The 25,338-nt window shown below is 72.7% G+C and carries 18 protein-coding genes and 1 pseudogene; 14 read left to right on the forward strand and 5 right to left on the reverse strand.

The genetic code is table 11. The features are described 5' to 3' along the window. Window positions 1–23: 23 nt before the first annotated feature. From gmd to K336_RS0107200, 8 genes are all read left to right on the forward strand, one after another. The gene (gene gmd, locus K336_RS0107165; protein WP_021797730.1) at window positions 24–1,076 is read left to right on the forward strand and encodes a GDP-mannose 4,6-dehydratase; all 1,053 of its coding nucleotides are present in this window, start codon (window positions 24–26) and stop codon (window positions 1,074–1,076) included. Beyond that, on the forward strand, window positions 1,073–2,110 hold the full coding sequence (locus tag K336_RS15180; protein WP_051245496.1) for a GDP-L-fucose synthase family protein: 1,038 nt from the start codon (window positions 1,073–1,075) through the stop codon (window positions 2,108–2,110). Before gmd ends, K336_RS15180 begins: the two co-directional genes overlap by 4 nt. Then, complete coding sequence (locus K336_RS0107175; RefSeq protein WP_028706651.1) at window positions 2,107–3,717, forward strand: class I adenylate-forming enzyme family protein; 1,611 nt, start codon at window positions 2,107–2,109, stop codon at window positions 3,715–3,717. Before K336_RS15180 ends, K336_RS0107175 begins: the two co-directional genes overlap by 4 nt. A 107-nt stretch (window positions 3,718–3,824) precedes the next feature. Next, window positions 3,825–4,067 carry a phosphopantetheine-binding protein gene (locus K336_RS0107180; protein WP_021798586.1) on the forward strand — a complete coding sequence of 81 codons (243 nt, stop codon included), beginning with the start codon at window positions 3,825–3,827 and terminating at the stop codon, window positions 4,065–4,067. Beyond that, a complete protein-coding gene (locus K336_RS15185) occupies window positions 4,064–4,981 on the forward strand; it encodes a class-II aminoacyl-tRNA synthetase family protein (protein ID WP_051245497.1) in 918 nt (305 codons plus the stop codon). The genes K336_RS0107180 and K336_RS15185 overlap by 4 nt, the downstream gene beginning before the upstream one ends. Window positions 4,982–5,956: 975 nt before the next feature. Beyond that, a complete protein-coding gene (locus K336_RS0107190; protein ID WP_028706652.1) occupies window positions 5,957–6,571 on the forward strand; it encodes a hypothetical protein in 615 nt (204 codons plus the stop codon). A 357-nt stretch (window positions 6,572–6,928) separates the two neighbouring features. Next, window positions 6,929–7,396, forward strand: a complete 468-nt coding sequence (nrdR, locus tag K336_RS0107195) for a transcriptional regulator NrdR (RefSeq protein WP_028706653.1) — start codon at window positions 6,929–6,931, stop codon at window positions 7,394–7,396. Window positions 7,397–7,561: 165 nt separating this feature from the next. After that, a complete protein-coding gene (locus tag K336_RS0107200; protein WP_028706654.1) occupies window positions 7,562–10,471 on the forward strand; it encodes a vitamin B12-dependent ribonucleotide reductase in 2,910 nt (969 codons plus the stop codon). 410 nt (window positions 10,472–10,881) lie between these two features. Here K336_RS0107200 and K336_RS0107205 read toward each other — a convergent pair whose 3' ends face one another. Further along, complete coding sequence (locus K336_RS0107205) at window positions 10,882–11,766, reverse strand: patatin-like phospholipase family protein (RefSeq protein ID WP_028706655.1); 885 nt, start codon at window positions 11,764–11,766, stop codon at window positions 10,882–10,884. 261 nt (window positions 11,767–12,027) lie between these two features. Here K336_RS0107205 and glpA point away from each other — a divergent pair, with 261 nt between their 5' ends. The 3 genes from glpA to K336_RS15195 are packed head-to-tail and all read left to right on the forward strand — an operon-like array spanning window position 12,028 to window position 16,339. After that, window positions 12,028–13,683, forward strand: coding sequence for an anaerobic glycerol-3-phosphate dehydrogenase subunit GlpA (gene glpA / locus K336_RS15190; protein WP_043150506.1), 1,656 nt, complete (start codon window positions 12,028–12,030; stop codon window positions 13,681–13,683). After that, a complete protein-coding gene (gene glpB, locus K336_RS0107215; protein WP_028706656.1) occupies window positions 13,680–14,981 on the forward strand; it encodes a glycerol-3-phosphate dehydrogenase subunit GlpB in 1,302 nt (433 codons plus the stop codon). The genes glpA and glpB overlap by 4 nt, the downstream gene beginning before the upstream one ends. Next, the gene (locus tag K336_RS15195; RefSeq protein ID WP_081660667.1) at window positions 14,978–16,339 is read left to right on the forward strand and encodes an anaerobic glycerol-3-phosphate dehydrogenase subunit C; all 1,362 of its coding nucleotides are present in this window, start codon (window positions 14,978–14,980) and stop codon (window positions 16,337–16,339) included. The genes glpB and K336_RS15195 overlap by 4 nt, the downstream gene beginning before the upstream one ends. 152 nt (window positions 16,340–16,491) lie before the next feature. Here the strand turns inward: K336_RS15195 and K336_RS0107225 are convergent, their stop codons facing one another. Next, window positions 16,492–17,442: a sugar-binding transcriptional regulator gene (locus K336_RS0107225; protein WP_028706657.1), complete on the reverse strand. Its 951-nt coding sequence runs from the start codon at window positions 17,440–17,442 to the stop codon at window positions 16,492–16,494. A gap of 146 nt (window positions 17,443–17,588) precedes the next feature. Between K336_RS0107225 and K336_RS0107230 the strand changes: the two genes are divergently transcribed. Continuing rightward, window positions 17,589–18,542: an AEC family transporter gene (locus K336_RS0107230; protein ID WP_028706658.1), complete on the forward strand. Its 954-nt coding sequence runs from the start codon at window positions 17,589–17,591 to the stop codon at window positions 18,540–18,542. A 37-nt stretch (window positions 18,543–18,579) separates the two neighbouring features. Then, window positions 18,580–22,506: an ATP-dependent RNA helicase HrpA gene (gene hrpA / locus K336_RS0107235; RefSeq protein ID WP_028706659.1), complete on the forward strand. Its 3,927-nt coding sequence runs from the start codon at window positions 18,580–18,582 to the stop codon at window positions 22,504–22,506. Window positions 22,507–22,544: 38 nt separating this feature from the next. On the opposite strand, the gene K336_RS17680 is transcribed toward hrpA, so the two are convergent. Next, window positions 22,545–23,261: an alanyl-tRNA editing protein gene (locus K336_RS17680; protein WP_028706660.1), complete on the reverse strand. Its 717-nt coding sequence runs from the start codon at window positions 23,259–23,261 to the stop codon at window positions 22,545–22,547. Window positions 23,262–23,283: 22 nt separating this feature from the next. After that, window positions 23,284–23,661: a pyridoxal-phosphate dependent enzyme gene (locus K336_RS20175; protein ID WP_411431121.1), complete on the reverse strand. Its 378-nt coding sequence runs from the start codon at window positions 23,659–23,661 to the stop codon at window positions 23,284–23,286. A 479-nt stretch (window positions 23,662–24,140) separates the two neighbouring features. On the opposite strand from K336_RS20175, the pseudogene K336_RS20180 reads away from it, so the two are divergent. After that, a pseudogene (locus tag K336_RS20180) lies at window positions 24,141–24,389 on the forward strand (hypothetical protein); the annotation flags it as partial. Between the two features lie 151 nt (window positions 24,390–24,540). Here K336_RS20180 and K336_RS19740 read toward each other — a convergent pair. Next, a complete protein-coding gene (locus K336_RS19740) occupies window positions 24,541–24,852 on the reverse strand; it encodes a hypothetical protein (RefSeq protein ID WP_051245501.1) in 312 nt (103 codons plus the stop codon). Window positions 24,853–25,338: the final 486 nt, after the last annotated feature.

Below are 25,338 nucleotides of genomic sequence, written 5' to 3' on the forward strand. Positions count from 1 at the left end.
CCACCCCTAGCGAAAGTCACACCATGTCCACACGAGCATTCATCACCGGCATCACGGGCCAGGACGGCTCCTACCTGGCGGAGCTCCTGCTCTCGAAGGGCTACGAGGTGCACGGCCTCATCCGCCGCTCCTCGAGCTTCAACACCCACCGCATCGACCACCTCTACCGCGACCCCCACGATCCGGACGCCCGGCTGTTCCTGCACTACGGCGACCTGTCCGACGGCGCCCGCCTCGTGACGCTGCTGCACGGCATCGACCCGGAGGAGGTCTACAACCTCGCCGCCCAGTCGCACGTGCGCGTCTCCTTCGACGAGCCCGAGCACACCGCCGACACCACCGGCGTCGGCACCGTCCGGCTGCTCGAGGCCGTGCGACAGTCCGGCATCGGGGCCCGCTTCTACCAGGCCTCCACCTCGGAGCTGTTCGGCGCGACCCCGCCGCCGCAGAACGAGTCCACGCCGATGTACCCGCGCTCGCCCTACGGCGCGGCGAAGATGTACAGCTACTGGATCACCAAGAACTACCGCGAGGCCTACGACATGTTCGCGGTCAACGGGATCCTCTTCAACCACGAGTCCCCGCGCCGCGGCGGCACCTTCGTGACCCGCAAGATCACGCGCGCCGTGGCCGCCATCAAGGCCGGCCTCCAGGACGAGCTCTACATGGGCAACATCGATGCGATCCGCGACTGGGGCTACGCCGCCGAGTACGTCGAGGGCATGTGGCGCATCATGCAGGCCGACGAGCCCGAGGACTTCTGCCTGGCCACCGGCCGCGGCACGACGGTGCGCGAGTTCCTCGACCACGCCTTCGGGCACGTGGGCCTGGACTGGCACGACCATGTGCGCTTCGACGAGCGCTATCTGCGCCCCACCGAGGTCGACGCCCTCATCGGCGACCCGACGAAGGCCCACGAGAGGCTCGGCTGGCACGCCCGGGTCGACGTCAAGGAGCTCGCCGAGATCATGGTGGACGCGGACATCGAGATCCTCGCCCACCACACCGATCCCTGGATCGACGTGCCCCGCACCGACTGGGCCGACCGGGTCCCGCGAGTGGAGGCGCGGGCATGAGCAGCACGACCCACTCCCCCGCCCCGACCGGCCGCCCCGACCCGATCGACCGCGACGCGGTGACCTACGTCGCCGGGCACCGCGGCCTCGTCGGCTCGGCCATCTGGCGCCGCCTCGAACGGGCAGGCTTCAGCCGTCTCGTCGGCGCGAGCCACGCGGAGCTCGACCTGACCGACCGGGCGGCCGTCCTCGCCCGCTTCGAGGCCGTCCGGCCCCGCTACGTCTTCCTGGCGGCGGCCAAGGTCGGCGGCATCATGGCGAACGACATGTACCCGGTCGACTTCCTGTCGGTCAACCTGCGCATCCAAACCAACGTCATGGACGCGGCCCTGGCCACCGGCACCGAGCGGCTGCTGTTCCTCGGCTCCTCGTGCATCTACCCGAAGCTGGCCCCCCAGCCGATCCCCGAGGACGCGCTGCTCACCGGCCACCTGGAGCCCACGAACGACGCCTACGCGATCGCGAAGATCGCCGGCATCATCGGCACCCAGGCGGTGCGCCGCCAGTACGGCCTGCCGTGGATCTCCGCCATGCCGACGAACCTGTATGGCCCCGAGGACAACTTCGCCCTCGTCGGCTCGCACGTCCTGCCGGCCATGATCCGCCGCTACGACGAGGCCGTCCGCACCGGGGCCACGAGCATCACGAACTGGGGCACCGGCACGCCGCGCCGCGAATTCCTCCACGTGGACGACATGGCCGACGCCTGCCTGTACCTCATGGACCACTACGACGGCCCGAGCCAGGTCAACGTGGGCACCGGCAGGGACTGCACGATCGCCGAGCTCGCCGGGCTCGTGGCCGAGGCCACCGGGTACACCGGCGAGGTCGTCTGGGACGACTCCAAGCCCGACGGCACCCCGCAGAAGCTCCTCGACGTGAGCCTGCTGACCGGCATGGGCTGGCGGCCCCGCTACGGGCTGCGCGAGGGCATCGCCGACACCGTCGCCTGGTACCGGGCGCACCGGGCCGACTTCCGCGACCGCGACGCCGAACACCGGGACGCGGGCCGGCCGGATGCGGGGCGGGCATGATCAACGGCCCCTGGGTCGACCACTACCCGCCGGGCATCGAGAGGACCCTGCCGCCGGTCACCGACGACATCGTGGCCCATCTGCGGCTGGAGACCGTCGATCCCGACCGCGTGGCGCTGCGCCGCGATCGGCGGGCCCTCGGCTACGGACGGCTCGTCGAGGCGCTGCACCGCGTCGCCGCCGGGCTGCTCGCCGCGGGGCTGGCCCCCGGCGACCGCCTCGCCCTCGTCGCCGGAGCCTCGCCCGAGCACGTCATCGCGCTGCTGGCCGCCCTGCGCGCCGGGGCCGTCGTCGTCGAGCACGACACGGCCGCCACCGCCCACGAGCTCGCCGGGCTGTTCGCCGACCACGGCGCGCGCCTGGCGGTCGTCGACGCCCCGGTGGCCGACCGGCTGCCCGCCGGTGTGCGGGCTGTCGTCATCGACCCGGCCGCCTCGACCACGGACGACGGGGCCGACGCCTCGCCGGACTGGGCCGGGCTGCTCGCCCACGAGCCGCTCGCGGCCGGCGCCGCGCGCCCGGCGGCGGACGGGACGGCGCTGCTGCTGTACACCTCCGGGACGACCGGCCGGTCGAAGGGCGTGCCCTTCACGCACGCCATGGTCGGCCACGCCATCGACCAGAACCTCAACTTCTTCCGCAACCAGGCCCGCGGCGACGGCGTGCACTATCTCACGCTGCCGCTCAACCACGTCTACTCGCTCGTCGACCACCTGCTCAGCGGGCTGGCCCGCGCCGTCGAGCTCGTCGCCTTCGACCGGGGCGACATCGGCGCCGTCGTGCGCACCGCCGCGGTCCGCCCGCCCCGCAAGCTGGCGACGGTGCCCCCGATCCTCGCGGCGATCGCCGCCGCCGCGGCGCGGGCGGGCGTGCGATTCGACGACCTCTACGTCGTCACCGGCGGCATGCCGATGTCCGAGCAGCTCGTCCGGGACTGGCTGGCGGTGAGCGACCAGCGGCCCGTCAACGGCTGGGGCATGACCGAGTCCTGCGGCTACGGGCTCATGCCGCTGCCCGACCCCGAGCTGATCCCGCCGGGCAGCTGCGGCGTGCCGCTGCCCGGGCTGGACGTGCGCGTCTGCGATCCCGCCGACCCGACCCGCGAGCTCGGCCCGGGCGCGCGCGGCGAGCTGCAGCTGCGCGGGCGCCTCGTCACCGCCGGCTACTGGAACGACCCGCGGGCCACCGCCGAGGCCTTCACCCCCGACGGCCATCTGCGCACCGGCGACCTGGTGAGCATGGACGAGGAGGGCTTCTTCCACTTCCACGGCCGGCTCAAGGAGATCATCTCGGTGCAGGGCGAGAACGTCGCCCCCGCCGAGGTCGAGCAGCTCCTCGAGACCGTCCCGGGCATCGACCGGGCCTTCGTCCACGCGCGCGGCACGACGCCGGGCGTGAATCTGCTCATGGCCGCCTGCACGGCCGAGCCAGGGGCCCGGGTCGACACGGCGGCGGCCCTGGCGCTGTGCGCCGAACGGCTGGCCCCGTACAAGGTGCCGATGCGCCTGACCGTGGTCGACGAGCTGCCGCTGACCCCCGCCGGCAAGCCGCGCCGCGACATCGACGGGCACGCCTGGACGCGCGCGCACCGGGTGGGGAGGCGCTGAGATGGGCACCGCGACCGGCCGGCGGGACTCGCCGCGGCCCTCCCGGGCCGGGGGCGGCAGACCGCTCGGGGGCCGCTGCGGATCCCGGCACGACAGGAGATGGTGAGATGAACGGAACGGAGCAGGCGGTGCGCGAGGCGCTCGCCGAAGTGGGCAACCTGGACGAGGACGTGACGACGCTCGCCGCGGACGCCTCGCTGGCCGATGCGGGACTGACCTCGCACGCAGCGGTGAGCCTGCTGCTCGAGATCGAGGACCGGCTCGGCATCGAATTCCCGCCCGAGCGGATGACGCCCGCCACGATGGCCTCCATCGGCGCCATCGTCGCCGAGATCGAGGCCCTGTCGTGAGCCTGGTCGACGGCGAGGGCGCGCTGCGCGGGGCGCTGCGCGGGGCGGGCCATCTGCTCCCGGGGGCGCGCCCGGGCATCGACGGGCACGGGCCCGAGTTCGAGGCCGTCGTCGACGGGCTCTGGCGCGCCTACGCCGACCGGGCGCCGGCCGGCACCCCGGTCATGGCCTTCGGCCCGCTCATCGACACGGCCCAGTTCACCGCCACCGACTACCCGCGGTCCTTCCCCCAGCTGGTCGGCGAAGTCGAGGTCTTCCGCGGGGGCGACCCCGAGCACCGCGCCCTCATCGGGGACGTCGACGCGGGCAGGGACTGGACCGGGTACTTCGAACCGAGCGGCATGACGCTCGTCCCCGCGACCTGCCAGAACGTCTACCCCCGCTACGCGGGCACCCTCGAGGCGCCGACGACCGTCTTCTGCCGCAGCTGGTGCTTCCGCCACGAGCCGAGCGAGGACCCGGTGCGCATGGTGGCCTTCCGCATCTGCGAGTACGTCCACCTGGGCACCCCGGACAGCGCGGAGGCCTTCCGCGCCGACTGGCTCGAACTGCTCCTCGACCTCTTCCGCGGCCTCGGTCTCGACGTGGCCGCCGACCGGGCGAACGACCCCTTCTTCGGACGCGTCGGCCGGATGCTGGCGGCCAACCAGCTGCAGTCGGGCATGAAGAACGAGATCAGCGTCGACCTGTACCCCGACCGCCGGACGGCCATCTCGAGCTCGAACGCGCACCGCACGCACTTCGCCGACAACTTCGGCATCCGCCTCCCCGACGGCGGGCCGGCGCACACGGCCTGCGCCGGCTTCGGCATCGAACGGGTCGCGATCGCCCTGCTCGCCACCCACGGCATGGCCGTCGCCGACTGGCCGGGGCCGGTGCGCCGGGCGCTGCGGCTCGGCCGGGAGACGGTCTGAGAGAAGGCCGAGGCTTCGGCCAAGCAGCAACGAAAAAGAGGTACGGCGAGGGAGGGGTACTGCCGCCACAAAACGAGATTGGTTGTCGGTTCGAGGGGGTGGGAGATGCTGAAAATCATTGTTAAAGCGGATCGCCTCGGGCGCCTGGGGACGTGGTTGCGTGATGTCCTGCGTCGGTTTTTTAGCGGGCCGGTTGTGGGGGCGTGATCGGCGTCCGGGGGGCAGGGGGACGCGGCCATGGGACGGCCACCGGTGTTCGGTGCGGGGGCCAGGACCCGGGATGGCGTGCTGTCCGGCGAGACCGCGGTCGCCGTGGCGGCCCGCGAGGAGAAGGCCTCCGGGCAGTCGATCGGGGCCGGTGGAAGGCAGAGTTCCTCGAAGCGGGGAGGACTGCTCCGGCGGCCGGACCCGGCGTGTCGCGGGCCGCTCCTCGAAGCCCGGGTCCGGCTGGTGCTGGTCACCCGCCGCGGACCAGCACGACGCGACCGCCGGAGTCGAGCCGGCCCCCGCGGAGGCCGAAGCCATGCTCGACGGGGTCACGCCGCTGGACCGTCCCACCGACCCCGGGACGGGCGAGACCGCCCCGATCACGCCGGTCACCGACAACGACGGACCGTTCCGGTTGCACGGCCTCCGGCGCACCCGACGGCATGGGGCCGATCCCCGCCTCGGCCCCGGGGGTGCGGTCATGCCGACGACCCCGGCCCGCCCCAACGGGCTGGTGAGGGGCGCCGGTCGACCGACGCCGGGAATCGTCGGTGCGGGCTGCTTGGCTGTCGGGTGTCCGGGCGGGGTCCCGCGACGAACCGCAGAACGAGCGGTCCGCCGCGGGTCTTCCCGAGGAACTCGAACAGGTGTACGATACTCCAGTAGTCGAACAGTTGTTCGAGCGCTCGGGGCGGTTCAAGCCCCGACGACCCGCCCGCCCACGCGGACGGGTTCTCGCGGACGGGTTCTCACGTGCAGGAGGTTGACATGACTCAGCTCGATCGGCTCGCCGGTTCCGACCGGCTCACTCGGCACTGCCAGGGCGCCGGGCCGGCCCGCGGGGGTGCGCGCGAGGGCGTCCGGGGCGTCGGTGCGCCGGCGTCGGTCGGCGTCCCGCGCGGTCCGGCGTCCCGTCCGGCGCAGCCCGGGAGCCCCTCCCGCGCCGCCGGGCCCACCCCTCCGGCGGCCCGGCAGGGCTTCACCGGGCCCTCGCTCGTCCCGCTGCCCCTGGGCACGGGCGCCCGCGCGTGCACGCTGGCCGATCCGGCTCCGGGCGTCCCCGACGACGGGGCCGAGCACGTCCAGGTGCTGAGCGCCGAACTGCTGGCCGCCGCCTGCGCCGAGCCGGTGCCGGTCGAGGTCCCCGCCGTCCCCGCGGGGGCCGTGCGTCCCGCGCCGCTCGCCCAGCGGCGGCGCGGCGACGGCGTCAGGAGGCCGTCCGGCCGGACGGATCCCGGGCGCGGCGCCGTCGTCGCCGCGGCGTCCTTCCTCGCCGCGATCGCGCTGGGTTTCGGCGGGGTGGTCCACGCCTTCCTCGCGATCCCCGACACGCCCGTCGAGCCCGGCCAAGGCGCCGTCGTCCAGGTCGACCACGGGCACTGAGTCCGGGTGACGCGCCGACGACGCGCCGGAGGCCTGTTCGTCGTGGGCGTCATGACGGGTCCGGTCCGGGCGTCGGGGCTCCGGAGTCGTTCATTCGGGGTGACGAGGGATGTCACCGCCGGGCGGGCCCCGGGGTCCGCCCGACGGTGAGAAGGTCCGCGCCGCGGAGTCCCTCCCCGGCGGCTCCGCCCGGCGCCGCGAGCGGTGTACTGTACCCACATCTAGTAGTTGCACGTCTGTTGTTCGTCCACAGATTGTGGTTCCGGTCCACAGCCGTCCACAGGATGCCCACAGGGGGCTGTGGACGGGGCGGGGACGACCCCGGGCGGGCCGGGGAGACCGAAGGAGGTGGCGCCGATGCACTGCCCGTACTGCCGCAACGGCGACTCCCGGGTCCTCGACTCGCGCGTGGCCGAGGACGGCGCGAGCATCCGCCGGCGCCGTCAGTGCCCGGCCTGCGGCCGGCGCTTCACGACGATCGAGCAGATGCAGCTCACGATCGTGAAGAAGTCGGGCGTCCTCGAGCCGTTCAACCGGGACAAGGTGATCAGCGGGGTCCGCAAGGCCTGCACCGGCCGGCCCGTCACCGAGGACCAGCTGGCCAGACTCGGCCAGCAGGTCGAGGAGTCGCTGCGGGCCAGCGGCTCGGCCGAGGTCCCGTCCGAGCAGGTGGGCGTGGCGATCCTCGAGCCGCTGCGCAGGCTCGACGCCGTCGCCTATCTGCGCTTCGCCAGCGTCTACCGGCACTTCCAGTGCATGGACGACTTCCTGGCCGAGATCGCCGTACTGCAGGACGCCGGGCACGAAGGGCCCGGCACCGGTTGAGCCGTCAGCACCACCCCCATCCGCCGCCGAAGAGGGTTCCCTGCGTCTTCGGGAGCAGGCCCCGGGCGGGACAACTGAACACCAACCGACCATCGGCGTCCACGACGCACAACCACGATGCACAACGAGGCCCGGGCGGCACCGCCCGGGCCCGGAGAGGGAACGATGACACAGACTGTGGCCACGACCGGCGCCCGCGGCGGCTCGACCAGGTCTCGCGGCAGGAAGCCCGCCGGCCTCACGATCGAGCGCACCTTCAGCACGGATGGCGTGCATCCCTACGACGAGATCACCTGGCAGCGTCGTGACGTGGTGCAGACCAACTGGAAGACCGGTGAGACCGTCTTCGAGCAGAAGGGCGTCGAGTTCCCCGACTTCTGGAGCGTCAACGCCTCCACCATCGTCACCACGAAGTACTTCCGCGGCGCCGTCGGCACCGACGAGCGCGAGTCGAGCCTGCGTCAGCTCATCGACCGCGTCGTGAAGAAGTACTCCTCGACCGGTTACGAGGAGGGCTACTTCGCCTCGCGGACCGACGCCCGGGTCTTCGAGGAGGAGCTCACCTGGCTGATCCTCCACCAGTACTTCTCCTTCAACTCGCCGGTGTGGTTCAACGTCGGCACCAGGAGCCCCCAGCAGGTCAGCGCCTGCTTCATCCTCTCGGTCGACGACTCCATGGAGTCGATCCTCAACTGGTACCGGGAGGAAGGGATGATCTTCAAGGGCGGTTCCGGGGCCGGTCTGAACCTCTCGCGCATCCGCTCCTCGAAGGAGCTCCTGCGCTCCAGCGGCGGCACCGCCTCCGGCCCCGTCAGCTTCATGCGCGGCGCCGACGCCTCGGCCGGCACCATCAAGTCCGGCGGCGCCACCCGGCGCGCCGCCAAGATGGTCATCCTCGACGTCGACCACCCCGACATCGAGGAGTTCATCGAGACCAAGGCCCGCGAGGAGGACAAGATCCGCGCCCTGCGCGATGCCGGCTTCGACATGGACCTGGGCGGGGCCGACATCACCTCGGTGCAGTACCAGAACGCCAACAACTCGGTGCGCGTCTCCGACGAGTTCATGAAGGCCGTCGAGGCCGGCACGACGTTCGGTCTGCGGGCGCGCACCACCGGCGAGATCGTCGAGCGGGTCGACGCCCGGGAGCTCTTCGGCAGGATCGCCCAGGCGGCCTGGGAGTGCGCCGACCCCGGCATCCAGTACGACGACACGATCAACGCCTGGCACACGACCCCCGCCACCGGCCGGATCAACGCGTCCAACCCGTGCTCGGAGTACATGAGCCTGGACAACTCCTCCTGCAACCTGGCCAGCCTCAACCTGCTCAAGTTCCTGCGCGAGGACGACACATTCGACGTCGAACTGTTCACCAGGGCCGTCGAGCTCGTCATCACCGCCATGGACATCTCGATCTGCTTCGCCGACTTCCCGACCGAGCCGATCGCCGAGACCACCCGCGACTACCGCCAGCTGGGCATCGGCTACGCCAACCTCGGCGCCCTGCTCATGGCCCTCGGCAAGGGCTACGACTCCGAGGGCGGGCGCAGCCTGGCCGCCGCCATCACCTCGCTCATGACCGGCGCCGCCTACCGCCGCAGCGCGGAGCTCGCCGCCGCCGTCGGCCCCTACAAGGGCTACGCGCCCAACGCCGAGGCCCACCAGGGGGTCATCGCCAGGCACCGGGCCGCCAACGAGTCCCTGCGGACCCTCACCGCCCTCGACGGGGAGGTCCACGAGGCGGCCACCGCCCAGTGGGCCGCCGCCGCCGAGGGCGGCGCGGCCAACGGCTACCGCAACGCCCAGGCCTCCGTACTGGCCCCGACCGGCACGATCGGCTTCATGATGGACTGCGACACCACCGGCGTCGAGCCGGACTTCTCCCTGGTCAAGTTCAAGAAGCTCGTCGGCGGCTCGTCGATGCAGATCGTCAACGGCACCGTCTCCCGCGCGCTGAAGAACCTCGGCTACGACGAGGAGGCCACCGGCCGGATCGTCGACCACATCGCCGCCAACGGCAACGTCGTGGGCGCCCCGGGCCTGGCCCAGGAGCACTACGAGGTCTTCGACACCGCCATGGGGGTGCGCGCCATACCCCCGATGGGCCACGTGCGCATGATGGCGGCCGTGCAGCCCTTCATCTCGGGGGCCATCTCCAAGACGGTCAACATGCCCGAGAGCGCCACCGTCGAGGACATCGCCGACGTCTACATGGAGGGCTGGAGGCTCGGTCTCAAGGCGCTCGCCGTCTACCGCGACAACTGCAAGGTCGGTCAGCCGCTGAGCGCCGGCTCCAAGGGCAAGGACGACAACAGGAGACCGGGCTCCGACGAGGCCCCCAGGCCCGAGGTGCGGGTCGAGTACCGTCCGCGCCGGCGCCGCTTGCCCAAGAGCCGCGCCGGGCGCACCACCAGCTTCTCGGTGGCCGGCGCCGAGGGCTACATCACGACCGGCGCCTACGAGAACGGCAAGCTGGGCGAGATCTTCCTCAAGCTCGGCAAGCAGGGCTCCACGCTGGCCGGCGTCATGGACGCCTTCTCGATCGCCGTCTCGATCGGCCTGCAGTACGGCGTGCCGCTGGAGGGCTTCGTCCAGAAGTTCACCAATCTGAAGTTCGAGCCCGCCGGCATGACCGACGACCCGGACGTGCGCATCGCCCAGTCGATCCTCGACTACGTCTTCCGCCGCCTGGCCCTGGACTACCTCGACTTCGACGAGCGCGCCGAGCTCGGCATCTACACCGCCGCGGAGCGCGCCCACTACGTCGAGACCGGCTCCTACCTCTCCGAGGAGGAGGAGGCCGAACTGCCCGAGAGCGAGCAGCTCAAGAACGACGCCGGCGACGACGTCGCGGTGGGCGCCGGCGGCGCCCGACAGCCCAGCCTCATCGAGGCCCCGTCCGTCGCCCCCGCCGGCGTCGGGGCCGCCGACCCCCACACCACGACCGAGATGATGGAGCGGATCACGGGCACGGCCTTCGACGCCCCGCTGTGCATGACCTGCGGCACGAAGATGCGTCCCAGCGGCTCCTGCTACGTCTGCGAGGGCTGCGGCTCGACGAGCGGCTGCAGCTGAGCGGCGCTGCGCCGGGACGCCGGGGCCGGGCGGGGGAGCGGTCCCCAGCTCGGCCCCGGCGCCGTGTCCGGCGAGCGGGCGCGCCCGACGGGTCCCATCACCGGCGGGACCCGGTCCCCGCGGAGCGGACGCGTCGGCATCGCCGCCATCCCCGACGGGCCCGCCGGTGACCCCGGGTCGTGGGGAGCGGACGAGCCCGGGGACGTTGGTGAAGCGGGCGAAGCGGGTGACCCGGCTCCGCGGGGGCGGGCCCGATCATCCGGTACGGAGGAGGCGCCCCGGCCCGCGGGGCGGCACCCGTCGGTCCCGGGACCGGAGCGCCGGTGCCGGTGATCCCGGATGCGCCGGTGTCGTCACCATCCCCGACGGACTCGCCGGGGCCCGGGCCCGCGGGGCGGACGGGGCCCGGCTCACAGGCCCAGGAACTCCTTGATCGCCGGCAGTTCCCGACGCGCCTGCTCCAGACCCGCGGCGTGGCTCGCGGACAGCCGGGCCCGGTCGCGCTCGCCGTTGTCGACCGGCATGACGTCGGGGACGAACAGGTACGCCCGGCCCGCCTCCTCGAGCGCGAAGAGCTCCTCGCGGACCGCGTTGTAGCCCTCGTGGCGGTGCAGGAGGGCGTCGACCACCGCCGGCCGCCGGCGGAAGACGGTCCGGTAGAGCAGCTCCTGGCCCCGGGTGGGGGCGGGCTTCACGTAGTCGCGCCCGCGGGTGAGCACGACGAGGAATCTGTCGAAGCCGGCCCGCTGGGCGCGGTCGAGCCCGATGCCGCCGTCGGCGCCGAGGGCGCCGTCGACGTACTCCAGCCCGTCGATCGTCACGACCGGCATGAGCCCGGGCATCGTCGAGGAGGCCCGCACCCGCACCATGAGCTCGTCCATGGTGCCGGTGTCGGCCCGGGTGAACCAGACCTGCTCCCCGGTGTCGCAGCGGAAGGCCCCGAAGTTCGGCTGCGCCGGGTTGGCGCGGTAGGTGTCGAAGTCGAAGGGCAGCGCCTGGCCGGGACCGCCGGTGCGCTGGTAGATGTACTCGGCGTTGAACCAGCCCTCGCCGCGCAGGAGCGTGCCGAGCCCGCCGAAGTGCGGGTCGTCGACGAGATCGACGAAGCTCGCCCTGGCCCGGGCAGGGTCGCGCGACAGATAGTTCGCCGTGTTGCTGGAGCCCGCCGAGATGCCGGCGACCCAGTCGACGAAGACCCCTCCGACGATCAGCTCGCGGACCAGCGCGCTCGTGTAGCTCGCCCGCATGCCGCCGCCCTCGAAGACGAGTGCGGTGTCGGTCACATTGCTCGTCAGCGCGGTGCCGGCCGCGTCGCTCGTCAGCGCGTCGCCGTCCGGGGAGGCCGCGCCCGGGGCCCGTGTCAGAGGATCCGTCACGCAGCCATTGTCCCGCGCGCGACGCCGGGCGGGCGAGCCCGTCCGTCCGACCCGCCGGGTCATAGGTGCAATTACGGACCGGGAGCGTGCACGAATGGGCGCGCGGTGCCGAGCGGGGATGGCGCGGGGCCTAACGTGAGCGGCGTACATCGTGCCAGCCGAAGCTGCTTGGAGGTTCGTATGGCTGACCTGACCGTCGACGTCGTCGTCATCGGTGGCGGTGCGACCGGCGCGGGCATCGCCCGCGACGCCGCGATGCGCGGCCTGTCCGTGGCGCTCGTCGACCGCGCCGACCTGGCCCAGGGCACCACCGCCCGCTACCACGGTCTGCTCCACTCCGGTGGGCGCTACGTCGTCTCCGATCCCGAGTCCGCGCGCGAGTGCGCCGAGGAGAACCGGATCGTCACCCGGATCCACGCGAACGCCGTCGAGCAGACCGGCGGCCTGTTCGTCGTGACGCCGGACGACTCCGAGGAGTACGCCGACGGCTTCCTGGCCGCCGCGGCCCGGGCCCGCGTGCCCGCCGAGGAGATCACCGTGGCGCAGGCGCTCGCCCGCGAGCCCCGCCTCAACCCTGGCACGAAGCGCGCCTTCGCCGTCCTCGACGGCACCGTCGACGGCTGGGCGATGGTCTGGGGCGCCGCCGGGTCGGCCCGCGAGTACGGCGCGCACCTGCTGCCCTACCACGAGGTCGTCGCCGTCCACCGCGCCGACGACCGGGTCGTCGGCGTCACCGTCCGCGACGTCAAGGCCAGCGGCAGCAAGCGCATCGACTGCCGTTTCGTCATGAACGCGGGCGGCCCGTGGGCCGGTCGCATCGCCGCCATGGCCGGCTGCCACGACGTCGAGGTCGTGCCCGGCCGGGGCATCATGATCGCGATGAACCACCGCTTGGTGAACATGGTCGTCAACCGCTGCATCAAGCCGGCCGACGGCGACATCCTCGTCCCGGTGCACACGGTCGCCATCATCGGCACCACCGACGTGCGGGCCGACGACCCCGACAAGCTGGCCATCCCGCGCGCCGAGGTGCAGCAGATGCTCGACGCCGGCGAGGCGCTCGTGCCCGGCTTCCGGCAGGCCCGCGCCGTGCACGCCTGGGCCGGCGCCCGGCCGCTGGTCAAGGACACCCGCGTGGCGGCCTCCGACACGCGCCACATGAGCCGCGGCATGTCCGTGCTCGACCACGCCGAGCGCGACCACCTGGCGGGCATGCTCACCATCACCGGCGGCAAGCTCACCACCTATCGCCTCATGGCCGAGCGGATCGTCGACCTCATGTGCGAGCAGCTGGGTGAGGAGCGTCCCTGCCGCACCGCCGACGAGGCCGTCCCCGCGGCCCGCGGCGCGCGGACCTACACCGTCACCCACCGCCTGGCCGATCGCGAGCGGGACCGCCGCGACGACCAGATCATCTGCGAGTGCGAGCTCATGAGCCGCAGGATGTTCCTCGACCTGCTCGCCGACGACCCGGACGCCTGCCTCGACGACCTGCGCCGCCGTCTGCGCCTGGGCATGGGCCCCTGCCAGGGCGGCTTCTGCTCCTCGCGCGCCGCCGGGTTGCTGTGCGCCTCCGGGGCCCGCAGCTCCGTGGAGGCCACCGCCGAGCTGCGCGGCTTCCTCAAGCATCGCTGGATCGGGCTGTGGCCCATCCTGGCCGGCGCGCAGCTGCGCCAGGCCGCCCTCGACGAGTGGATCGCCCGCGGCACCCTCGACGTCGACCACGCCCCCGGCGCGGCCGATCCGGTCGAGCAGTACCCGGTGGGCACCGAGATCGACGACCGCGACCGCGCCCGTGCCGCCGCGGCCGCCCACGAGCAGGAGGTTCTGGCATGAGGGATGTCGTCGTCGTCGGCGCCGGGTTGTCCGGCCTGGTCGCCTCGCTGCGCCTGCGCCGCGCCGGCCTGCGCACCGCGCTCGTCCACATGGGCCGCGGCGGCCTGCAGCTGGGCCAGGGCACGATCGACGTGCTCGGCTACCGCCCCGCCCGCGTCGAGCGTCCGCTCGACGAGCTCGGCGCGTTCTGCGCGTCCACCGAGGACGAGGGCGGCCCCACCCACCCGTACGCCGTTCTCGGCGCCGACGGCATCCGCGCCGGCGTCGCCTGGCTGCGCGAGCTCGTCGGCGAGTCGCTCCCCGGCGACGTCGAGACGAACACGGCGCTGCCGACCGCCCTCGGCGGCCTGCGCCCCACCGCCCTCTACCCGCCCTCCATGGCCGCCGGCGCGGTGAGCCTCGACCCGGCCGCCCCCGGCGCCCTCCACGGCGGCAGCTCCGTCGTGGTCGTCGGCATCGACCAGCTCAAGGACTTCTCGCCCCGGCTCGTCGCCGAGAACCTCGCGGTCGTCGGGCTGCCCGACGGCGGCCTGCTCACGACCCGCTCCGCCTCGATCAGCTTCCCCGGCCGGGGCACGGAGGCCGACTCGAACGCGGTGAACATCGCCCGCGCGCTCGACCGCCCGGGGCGTCGCGGGGAGTTCATCGCGGCGCTGCGGACGGTCTCCCGTCGCGGCGAGACCGTCGCCGTGCCGAACGTTCTGGGGCTCGACCCGGCGACCTTCCGGGCCGTCGCCGATGGGCTCGACCGGCCGCTCTTCGAGATCCCGCTGCCGCCGCCCGGCGTCGCGGGCCTGCGCCTCAACGATCTGCTCACCGACCTGGCGAAGGCGGCCCGCGTCGAGCTGATCGGCGGCTCGCGCGTCACCGGCGCGCGGACCGGCGAGGGCCGGGTCCGGTCCCTGCTCGTCGGCACCGCGGGCCACGAGACGGCGCTGGAGGCCCGCGCCTTCCTGCTCGCCCCCGGCGGCTTCGAGTCCGGCGCCCTCGAGCTCGACTCCCACGGCGTCCTGCACGAGCGCATCCTCGGGCTGCCCCTGGCGGTGCCCGACGGCGAGCTCCTCAACGACGCCTGGGCCGGACGGCAGCCGATCTTCCGGGTCGGCGTCGCCGCCGACGCGGCGATGCGCGTCGTCGAGCCGTCCACCGGGCGGCCCGTCCACGAGAACCTCCACGCCGCCGGCGGCATCCTCGCCGGGGCCCAGCGCTGGGACGAGAAGTCCGGCGAGGGTATCGCTCTGGCCAGCGCGGTGCGCGCCGCCGATTCGATCATCGAGAGCCTGAAGGAGTCCGCATGAGCACCACCGCACCCGAGCGCGAGCAGGGGCACGGCGACCGGGCCGACGAGTCGTTCTCGGTCTGGGAGCACCTGAGGAAGGCGAGCCCCCGGCTCGACCGCAACCCGAACAGCTACGAGGCCCAGCAGCTCAACCGCCTCTCGCTCGACCAGTGCGTCAAGTGCACGATCTGCGAGACGCAGTGCCCGGTCGCCCGCGTCACCGAGATGTTCGCGGGCCCGAAGTTCGTCGGGCCGCAGGCCGAGCGCTTCCGCAACGGCGAATCGGTCGACCACACGCTCGACTACTGCTCCAGCTGCGGCATCTGCACGCTGAACTGCCCGCAGGGCGTCAAGATCGCCGAGATCAACTCCATGGCCCGCGCCGTCATGAAGCAGGACCACATGCCGCTGCGCGACCGGCTCATCACCCGGACCGCCCTCGAGGGCAAGCTGCTCACGCCCGTCGCCCCCGTCGCCAACTGGGCGCTCCGGCGCAGGCCGCTGCGCGTGGCCGTCGAGAAGGTCGTCGGCGTCCACCGCGACGCCCCGATGCCGGTCGCCCAGAGCCAGTCGATCCGCGGCTGGCTCAGGCGCCGCTCCGGCCCCACGGCCCGCCGCCCCGGCCAGCCCGACCGCGGCCCGGTGATCTTCTTCACCGGCTGCGCCGGCACCTACTTCGAGGTCGAGACGAGCAAGAAGACCATCGAGGTCCTCGAGCACCTCGGCTACCGGGTCATCGTCCCCCGCCAGGGCTGCTGCGGGCTGGCCAGCCAGTCGAACGGCCTGTTCGACCAGGCCCGCTCCTCGGTCGTCGCGCTGGCCGCCCAGCTGTCCCGGGCGGGCCGGGACGTTCCGGTCGTGTCGAGCTCCGGCTCGTGCGCCGGCATGCTCAAGCACGAGGCCCACGAGATCATGGGCGTCGACGACCCGAAGGTCATGGACATCGGCGCGCGCATGCGCGAGACGAGCGAGTTCCTCCTCGACCTGTACGACGCCGACGAGCTGCCCACCGACTTCGAGCGCATCGAGATGACGATCCCGTACCACGCCCCCTGCCAGGTCAAGGGCCAGGGCATGGGGATGCCGGCCGTGCGCCTCATGGAGCTCGTGCCGGGGATCACCGTGGCCGAGTCGGGCGAGAACTGCTGCGGCATCGCCGGCACCTACGGCCTGAAGAAGGAGAAGTTCGAGGTCGCCCAGGCCATCGGCCGGCCCCTGTTCGACAAGTTCAAGGCCTCCGGCGCCGAGCTCGGGGCCTGCGACACCGAGACCTGCCGCTGGCAGATCCGCAAGGGCACCGGCATGCCGATCGTCCACCCGATCCACGTGATCCACGCGGCCTACGGCCTCTCCGACATCCGCAGCCCGGAGGTCTGAGCCCCGGAGCCCGGTCCGTACGGTCCGATCCGCGCGGCGGCCGGCTCCCGGCCGCGTCGGAGGACCCTGCAGGCCGGGCCGGCAGCGCCCGGACTCCCGGGCCGGGGGAGGGCCCGCACCCCCTGCGCCCGGGCCCTGCGCCTCGGACGCCCTCAGGCGAGCGTGAGTACGTGGCGGGCCGTCTGGTCGTCGACGATGAGATCGGTCATGACCCGCGCGCGCAGTGCGGCGAGCAGCGGCCGGGCCTTGGCGCGCCCCGAGACGACGCCGATGCGCCGCGGGATGCGCCGCAGCTGGACGGGCGTCAGCCCGGAGGCCCGGGTGTTCATCTCGATGTCGGCCCACGAGCCGTTCTCGCGCAGCAGGACGGTGCACACGTCGCCGACGACCCGGTCGCGGGCCATCGCGGCGCGGTCCTCGTCGTCGAAGTAGCCCGACTCGTAGACGTGGCTGGGCAGACCGCCGACGAGCGAGCCGACGCCGAAGACGGCCAGCGAGCACTCCCGCTGGGTGTCGCGCACGCGCATGATGGAGCGCTCGCGCCACATGGCGTCGCGGGTGCTCGCGTAGTCGAAGAAGGCCGGCACGGGGAAGAGCACGGAGTGGGCGTTGAAGGCGCCGGCGAAGCGCGAGGCGATGTTCGAGACGTAGTCGATGCCGGTCGTCGAGTCGTTCGCCGCGCCGTTGAGCTGGACGAGGGTGCAGCCCCGCACCGGCTTGGCCAGCAGGTGCGCCGCGACGGCGTCGATCGTCGTGCCCCAGGCGATGCCGAGCGTCGTGCGGTCCTCGACCGCCTCGCCGATGGCGTTGGCGGCGACCTTGGCCACCCGGTCCAGACGGGCGACGTCCGAGACCGACTCGCGCACCGAGACCACCTGGGCGCGCACCCCGAAGCGGTTGGAGAACTCCTGCTCGACGTCGGACGAGGCGTCGCGCGGGTGGGTGAGGCTGATCCGGACGATGCCGGTGTCGCGGGCCTGCTTGAGGCTCCGGGAGACGGTCGAGCGGGAGACGCCGAGCTGGCGGGCGATCGCGTCCATCGACTCGCCCTGCACGTAGTAGAGCACTGCCGCGCGGTACATCTCGTCGTCGCGATCGGGCACTCCCGTCACCTCCCGTCTGGCACCGGCCGCCGGGCGCCGGTCGGTCCGGGGCCCGGCCAAATTCTACGTTCCGGCCCGGAACGGTTCATCCCGGCTCGTCCGCCCGGGGCGGCCGGGGCGCGGGGCCCGCGGCGTAGGCTCACCTCGTGCTCGACGTGCTGCGCGGTTTCACCACCATCTGGGTGGTGATCGGCGTGGGCGTCCTCGTGGCCCACCTCGGGCTCTTCGGGGGGGACGCCCAGCGGATGCTCAGCCGCTTCGCCTTCTTCATCGGGCTGCCGCCGCTCATGGCCGTGACGATGTACCGGGCCGACCTGGAGCGCATCTTCAGCGTCAACGTCCTCGTCTCGATCGGCGCGATCCTCGTCTCGTCGGGCCTGTACCTGGGCTCGTGCCTCCTGCGGGCCCGCCTCGCCGGCCGCGCGCGGCCGGGCCCGAGCCATCTCATCATCGGCACCTTCTGCTCGGCCTACGTCAACGCCAACAACATGGGCGCCCCCATCGCCGCCTACGTCATGAAGGACACCAGCTGGGTGGCGCCGGTGCTCATGATCCAGGTCATCGTCCTCCAGCCGCTGGGGCTGAGCCTGCTCGACGCGGACAACGCCCGGCGCACCGGCGCCCGCACCTCGGTGCTGCGCAATCTGTCGATCCCCTTCCGCAACCCGATGACGATCGGCGTCCTGACCGGCCTCGCCCTCAACCTGCTCGACTGGACCCCGCCGGCCCTCGTCGTCGGCACCCTCGACCTGCTCGCCGGCACCGCCGTGCCGTCCATGCTCATCGCCTTCGGCATCTCGCTGCGCCTCGGCTCGCCGCCCGGACGCGAGAACAGAGGCGAGACCGCCCTCATCTGCGTGCTCAAGCTCGTCGTCCAGCCGGTGACGGCCTGGGCGCTCGCCCTCCTCGCCGGGCTCGACCTCACGACGACCCTCGCCGTCGTCGTCATGGCGGGCCTGCCGACGGCCCAGAACGTCTTCGTCTTCAGTTCCCGCTACGACACGAACGTGTCCCTGGCGAGGGATGTCATCTTCATCACGACGGTCTGCTCGATCCCCACGATCACCGGCTACGCGGCCCTCGTCCACGCGCTGGCCTGAGCCGGGCTCCGCGCGGGGCGCCTATGCTTGAGCCGACATGCCTGACACGCCCGACACGCGCGAGGAGCCCGTCGCCGACGAGCCGCTCCTCGACGTCGACCCCTCCCTGCCGATCAGCGCCCACGCCGACGAGATCGCCGGGCTCATCCGGGACAACCAGGTCGTCGTCGTGGCCGGCGAGACCGGCTCGGGGAAGACCACCCAGCTTCCCAAGATCTGCCTGCGGCTGGGCCGGCGCAGCATCGGCCACACCCAGCCGCGGCGCATCGCCGCCCGCTCCGTCGCCGAGCGCCTCGCCGACGAGATGGGCGTGGGGCTGGGGGACGCCGTCGGCTACCAGGTGCGCTTCACGCGCCGGGCCACCCGGCGGACCCGGGTCAAGGTCATGACCGACGGCGTTCTGCTCGCCGAGATCAACCACGACCGGCGGCTGCGCCGCTACGACACGATCATCATCGACGAGGCCCACGAGCGCAGCCTCACCATCGACTTCCTGCTCGGCTACCTCAAGCAGCTGCTGCCGTCGCGTCCCGAGCTCAGGGTCGTCATCACCTCGGCGACGATCGACACGGCCCGTTTCGCCGAGCACTTCGCCGGCCCCGACGGGACCCCGGCGCCCGTCGTCGAGGTCTCCGGTCGCGGCTGGCCGGTCGAGATCCGCTACCGGCCCCCGGACGAGGGCGACGACCCCGACATGCCCGCCGCCATCGTCTCCGCCGTGCGCGAGCTCGGGCCGAGCGGCGACGTCCTCGTCTTCCTGTCCGGCGAGCGCGAGATCAAGGACGCCGCGGCCGCGCTCGCCGCGGCCGACCTCGGGCCGGGCACCGAGGTGCTGCCGCTCTTCGCGCGCCTGTCCGCGGCCGAGCAGCACCGCGTCTTCGCCGCGCACACCGCCCGGCGCATCGTCCTGGCCACCAACGTCGCCGAGACCTCGCTCACGGTGCCCGGCATCCGCTTCGTCGTCGACACCGGCCTGGCCCGCATCTCGCGGTACTCGGCGCGCACGAAGGTGCAGCGGCTGCCCATCGAGCCCGTCAGCCGCGCGAGCGCCGACCAGCGCGCCGGGCGGTGCGGCCGCGTCGGGCCCGGCGTGTGCCTCCGCCTCTACTCGGAGGAGGACTACCTGGCGCGGCCCGAGTTCACCGAGCCCGAGATCCTGCGCACCAACCTCGCCTCGGTCATCCTCCGGATGGCCGGCGCCGAGCTCGGCGACATCCGCGACTTCCCCTTCGTCGAGGCGCCCGACCGCGCCCAGATCACCGACGGCCTGCGCCTGCTCGACGAGCTCGGCGCCCTCAAGGGCTCCGACCGCCGCGCCCCGCGCCTCACCCGCACCGGGCGCCGACTGGCCGAGATGCCCGTCGACCCGCGGCTGGGGCGCATGCTCGTCGAGGCCTCCCGCCGCGACTGCCTGCGCGAGGTCGAGGTGATCGTCGCCGCCCTGGCCATGCAGGACGTGCGCGAGCGCCCGGCCGACAAGCGCCAGCAGGCCGACCGGCTCCACCGCCGCTTCCTCACCGACGACGTCCTGGCCGGGGCCGACGAGGACCGACCCGCCGCGGACCCCGGCGCCGACGCCGGGCCGGCGCGCTGGACCGCCCGGAACGGGCGCCGCGGCGAGTTCGACGCCCCGGAGCCGGCGGCCGATCCCGGCGGCGACGTCCTGGCCATCTGGCGGCTGTGGCGCTATCTGCGGGCGCGGCGCCGGGCCCTGTCGGGCAACCGCTTCCGCCGCCTCTGCCGGGACGAGTTCATCAACCACCTGCGCGTGCGCGAGTGGTGGGATCTGCGCTCCCAGCTGTCGGGCATCGACCGCGAGCTGCGCCTGCGGCGCAACGAGGGCCCGGGGAGCACCGAGGCGATCCTCCAGTCGGTCCTGGCGGGCCTGCTCTCGCACATCGGCCTGCTCGAGGTCGAGGAGCGGCCCCGGGGCGGGCGGCAGCACCGCGGCGGACGCCGGCCCCGCGGGCCGCGCGAGTACCTCGGCGCCCGCGGCACCCGCTTCGCCATCGCGCCCGGCTCGGCGCTGTCGGGGCGGAACCCGCCGCTGGTCATGGCCGTCGAGCTCGTCGAGACGAACCGCCTGTGGGCCCGCACGTGCGCCCGCATCGAGCCGGAGTGGGTCGAGTCCGTCGCCGGTCCGCTCGTCCGCTACGGCTGCTCCGAGCCGCACTGGTCGAGCAGCGCGGCCGCCGTCCTGGCCCACCAGCGGGCCAGTCTGTTCGGCGTGCCGCTGTTCACCGACCGGCTCGTCGACTACGGGCGCGTCGATCCCGCCGGGGCCCGCGAGATCTTCCTCCGCGCCGGCCTCGTCGAGGGCGGCTGGCGGCCCCGCGACCCCCGCGGGCGGTACCGCTTCCTCGAGCACAACGAGCGGCTGCGCGCCGAGGTCGCCGAGCTCGAGGAGCGCACCCGCCGCCGCGACCTGCTCGTCGACGACCAGACGATCGTCGACTTCTACGACGCCCGCATCCCGACCTCCGTCGTCTCGGGGGCGACCTTCGACGCCTGGTGGGCCCGTGAGCCCGACGAGCACCTGCTCGACCTGACGATGGACGAGCTGGTGCGCCCCGACGCGGACGCCGTCGACGTCGACGCCTTCCCCGACCACTGGCGGGTCGGCGCCCTGGACCTCCCGGTCGGCTACGTCTTCGACCCCGGTTCCGGCGCCGACGGCGTGACCGTGACCGTCGAGCTCGCCGAGCTGAACCAGCTGCGCCCCGAGCCCTTCAGCTGGCAGGTGCCCGGCCTGCGCACCGAGCTGGCCACGGAGCTGATCCGCACGCTGCCCAAGCAGGTGCGCACCGCCCTCGTCCCGGCGCCCGACCGGGCCCGCGCCGCCCTGCGCTGGCTTCGCGAGAACGGGGCCGACCGCTCCCGGCCCCTGCACGTCGAGCTCGGCCGGGCGCTGCGCGCCCTGACCGGCGTCGTCGTCGAGGCCGACCAGTGGAGGCCCGACGCCGTCCCGGGGCATCTGCGAGTGCGCTTCCAGGTGGTCGAGCGGGGCCGGCCCGTCGACCAGGGCAAGGACCTGGCCGCCCTCCAGCGGCACCTGGCCGAGCGCGTCTCGGCCACCCTCACCCGGGCCTCGCGCCGCAGCGCGACGACCGGCGCCACCTCGTGGGTCTTCGGGACGATCGAGGACACCAGCACGATCCGCCGGGGCGGGCTGCGGGCGGTCGGCCACCCGGCCCTGCGCGACGACGGCGACTCGGTGGCCCTCTTCCTCGCCGACGGCCCGCAGGCGGCCGCGCGCTCGCACGCGCGCGGCGTCCGGCGCCTCCTCGTGCTCGTCAACCCCGACCCGACGCGCTGGGTGGTCGCCCACCTCGGGGCGCGCGAGAGGCTGTGGCTCGGCGACAGCCCCTACCCGGGCGTGCCGGAGCTGCTCGCCGACGCCCGCCTCAAGGCCGTCGACCGGGCCGCCCGCGCGCACGTCGACCCCGCCCTGGTGCGCGACGAGGAGCGGTTCACCGCGTTGGCCGCCCGGGTGCGCGCCGAGCAGGCCGACGTGATGCGCGAGGTCGTCGCCACCGCGTCGGCGGCCCTCGGCTGGGCCCAGCAGATCCGCGCCGACCTGCCCGCCGCGCCCGAGGCCACCCGCGAGGACGTGAGCGCCCAGCTGGGGAACCTCGTCTTCGACGGCTTCATCTCGTTCACCACCGACCCCTGGTTCACCCACCTGCCGCGCTATCTGCGCGCCGCGTCGATGCGCCTGGACGCGGCGCGGGCCGATCCGGGCCGGGACGAGGGGCTGCTGGCCGGCCTCGACGAGCTCGCCGCCGAGTACGACGAGCTGTGCGACGCCCAGCCCGACGGCCCGCTGCCCGGCCCGGTCGAGGACATCGGCTTCCTGCTGGAGGAGTACCGGGTGCAGCTGTTCGCCCAGCGCCTCGGCACGAGCCGGACGGTCTCGCCCAAGCGCATCCGCCGGGCCATCGCCCGGGCCGCTGGCGATCGATAGGTATTTCCGCCTGCGAAGGGTCCCGGATGAGCCGCACCTTACTTCTGCGGTTCCTCGTGGGAGACGTACAGTCGCGTCAGGCCGCTGCCCTTCCGACGCCGTCGCACGGTTACCTGCCCATCGATTTCCTGCATGGACCGGACATGGGTTCCGCCGCACGGGATGACGAATCCGGCCGCCTGCCACAGGCGAATGCCGTCGGTCGTCTCCGTCACGTGCGCGTCGATTCCCGAATCGACCAGTTCCTGCACGCGCTGCTGGATACCGGGGAGGGATTCCGCGGCGATGTCCGCGCGAAAATCGAATCGTGCAGAACGCCCTTCTATCTGGCAGCCCTTGGTTGCGACCGGCAAACCCTGCCCGGCGAGGAACTCGCTGGTGGCGATGAACAGCAGGTGCGCGAGCGTGTGCATCTTCATGTTGGCATAGCGCCAATCCCAGTCGAGGGTCGAGGAGACGACATCGCCAACCATGAAATCATGACCGGGAACGGTATGGACTACTACGGACGAGACGGCCACGGAGCTGTCATATTCGGTTTGCCGGAATTGAACATGCTCACGCCTCAGCGCCGTGATCTCGTGGCCGTTCAGCCAACCCTTGTCGGCAGCCTGTCCGCCTCCTTCGGGATAGCAAAGGGTGGCAGAAAGAACGACGTCATCGCCGTCGATTGCGAGTACTGATGAAGTCGCCTGCCGCTGATAGGGATCGGCATTGTAGAGCAACCGGGTGAAAGGAATTGTACTTAAATTCATTGTAGCGTCCCTCTGTGGAATCTTAGATAAGATCTTGGTAGAGCTCACCTCTGTCTGGGAAAAAAGTCAAGACAACTGCGTTGTTTCCAACTTCGCGCATAACATCTGGACCTCCAGCGTAGGCGACACCCGACGAACCTCCCACGAATATCCCCTCTCGCGCTAATCTTCGACAATGTTCAACAGCTTCTTCATCAGTATACACGTGGACACCTCGTACTATGGCCGTCATGAAACGAAGCCGTGTTTTTCGTGGATTTCCTGTACTGTTTCGTATGCGGTGGGGGCGTGCGGGTCGGGGTCGCCCCGGAGGAAACAGCCGTCCTGGTCGGGTGGAGGAGGCGTTCCGACAATCATGTGCTGGTGCGGATGAAGGCCGAAGCGGTCCTGCACGCCTCACGTGGCGTCGACGTGGGCATCATCGCTGAGATGGTCGAGCGCACTGAGAGGGGCGTGCAGGAATGGCCGGCCGAGTGGCAGGCCACGCGGATGCGCCGGGTCCCGGCCGGGCACGCCGGGAACCAGGACGCGGCGGAACCCGCCCGCGCCCGGAAGCAGGAACTCGAGACCATCCTGGCCCGGCCGCCCTCCCGGACGGGCGCCCGCGCCGAGTTCCGAGACGTCCCGGCCCTGCGCGATGTGGTGAAGATCCTGTTCGACGTGGAATACCAGTCGGACTCCTCCCACCGGCTGCTCCTGCGCCTGTGCGGGCCGAGCCCCGGGCCGCCCGGACCCGTTCGACGAGCACCACGACGAGCCGGCCACCACCAGACGCATGGCCTGGACGACGACCCGAGTCAAAAGCTTGTCGGACCAGGGCCGGAAGGCCCACACCGCAAGACTGAGGCCCGCCCCGAGCACGAGGCCTGGACCCGCCGCATGCAGCCCCCCAGAGGACAGCGCACCAGACCGTCCGTGGACCGGCGGAGGACGTCCCAGTCCTTCCCCGGCGCGCTCTCGTTGATCGGCAAGAAGGTCACGCTGTACCCGACCGAGCAGAACCGGGACACCTGGCAGACAATCCTCGCACCGGACCGGCTCCAACGAGAAACCGAGGCCGGCAAGGTCGCGGTCGTCCTGGACAACGCCCGATCCCACCATGCGAGAGCCCTGACCGGCCTCCACGAGCCCGGCCGGCTGCTGGAACGCATCACGCCGATCCATCCGCCGCCGTACGCGCCCGACCACCAACCCGGCCGGGCACGTCCGGAACGCGGCCAAGAACGACATCGTCACCATCCAGCACGAGACCCCCGAAGAAACCCTCGGCGCGTCCGCCTCACACGTCACCGGCCGCGCCGTCGACCACGACTTCGAGCACCTCCCACTCCGCGAAACCAGAAACGATCCTGTTCCATGACAGCCATGGTTGGCAGGGTTTCGGGGTGGGGAAGGTTGGGGATGGCCGGGTCGGCCGGGCCGCGGTGGGTGTCCGGGGCCGGTTCCGGGCCGGCGCCTGGTGGGGTCGGACGGTGTTGACCCCGGCCCGGTGGGCGTCGGCCTCGCGGGCGAGGTCGAGGGCGTCGTCGATCCGCTCGCGGTGGAGGCGCTCATGCTTCAGCGACTGGGAGGCGCGCTCGGGCTCGGACACGGGTGCGGACGTGACCCGGCTCGGGGTGGGCGGTGATGACGTGACCGGACCGGAACGGCCCGTCGTTGTCGGTGACCGGCGTGATCGGGGCGGTCTCGCCCGTCCCGGGGTCGGTGGGACGGTCCAGCGGTGTGACCCCGTCGAGCATGGCTTCGGCCTCCGCGGGGGCCGGCTCGACTCCGGCGGTCGCGTCGTGCTGGTCCGCGGCGGGTGACCAGCACCAGCCGGACCCGGGCTTCGAGGAGCGGCCCGCGACACGTCGGGTCCGGCCGCCGGTGGTCTCGTGCTCGGAGAAGCCGGATTGCCAGACCTGATTCGGCCCGGTCGGTGGCGCGGACGCCGCCGTGCGCCGCCCGGCCGGCTCCCGGCGTTGTCTCCGGCGGTCAGCGCGCAGAAGCGGGCCTTCGTCGGCCATGGTCCGCGACGTCCTCGAAGGGGGAGACGGCATGGCCGTCGTGACGGGCCATGGCCCAGGTCTTGCGGTGG

The organism is Propionibacterium acidifaciens DSM 21887, assembly GCF_000426605.1.
GTDB lineage: Bacteria > Actinomycetota > Actinomycetes > Propionibacteriales > Propionibacteriaceae > Propionibacterium > Propionibacterium acidifaciens.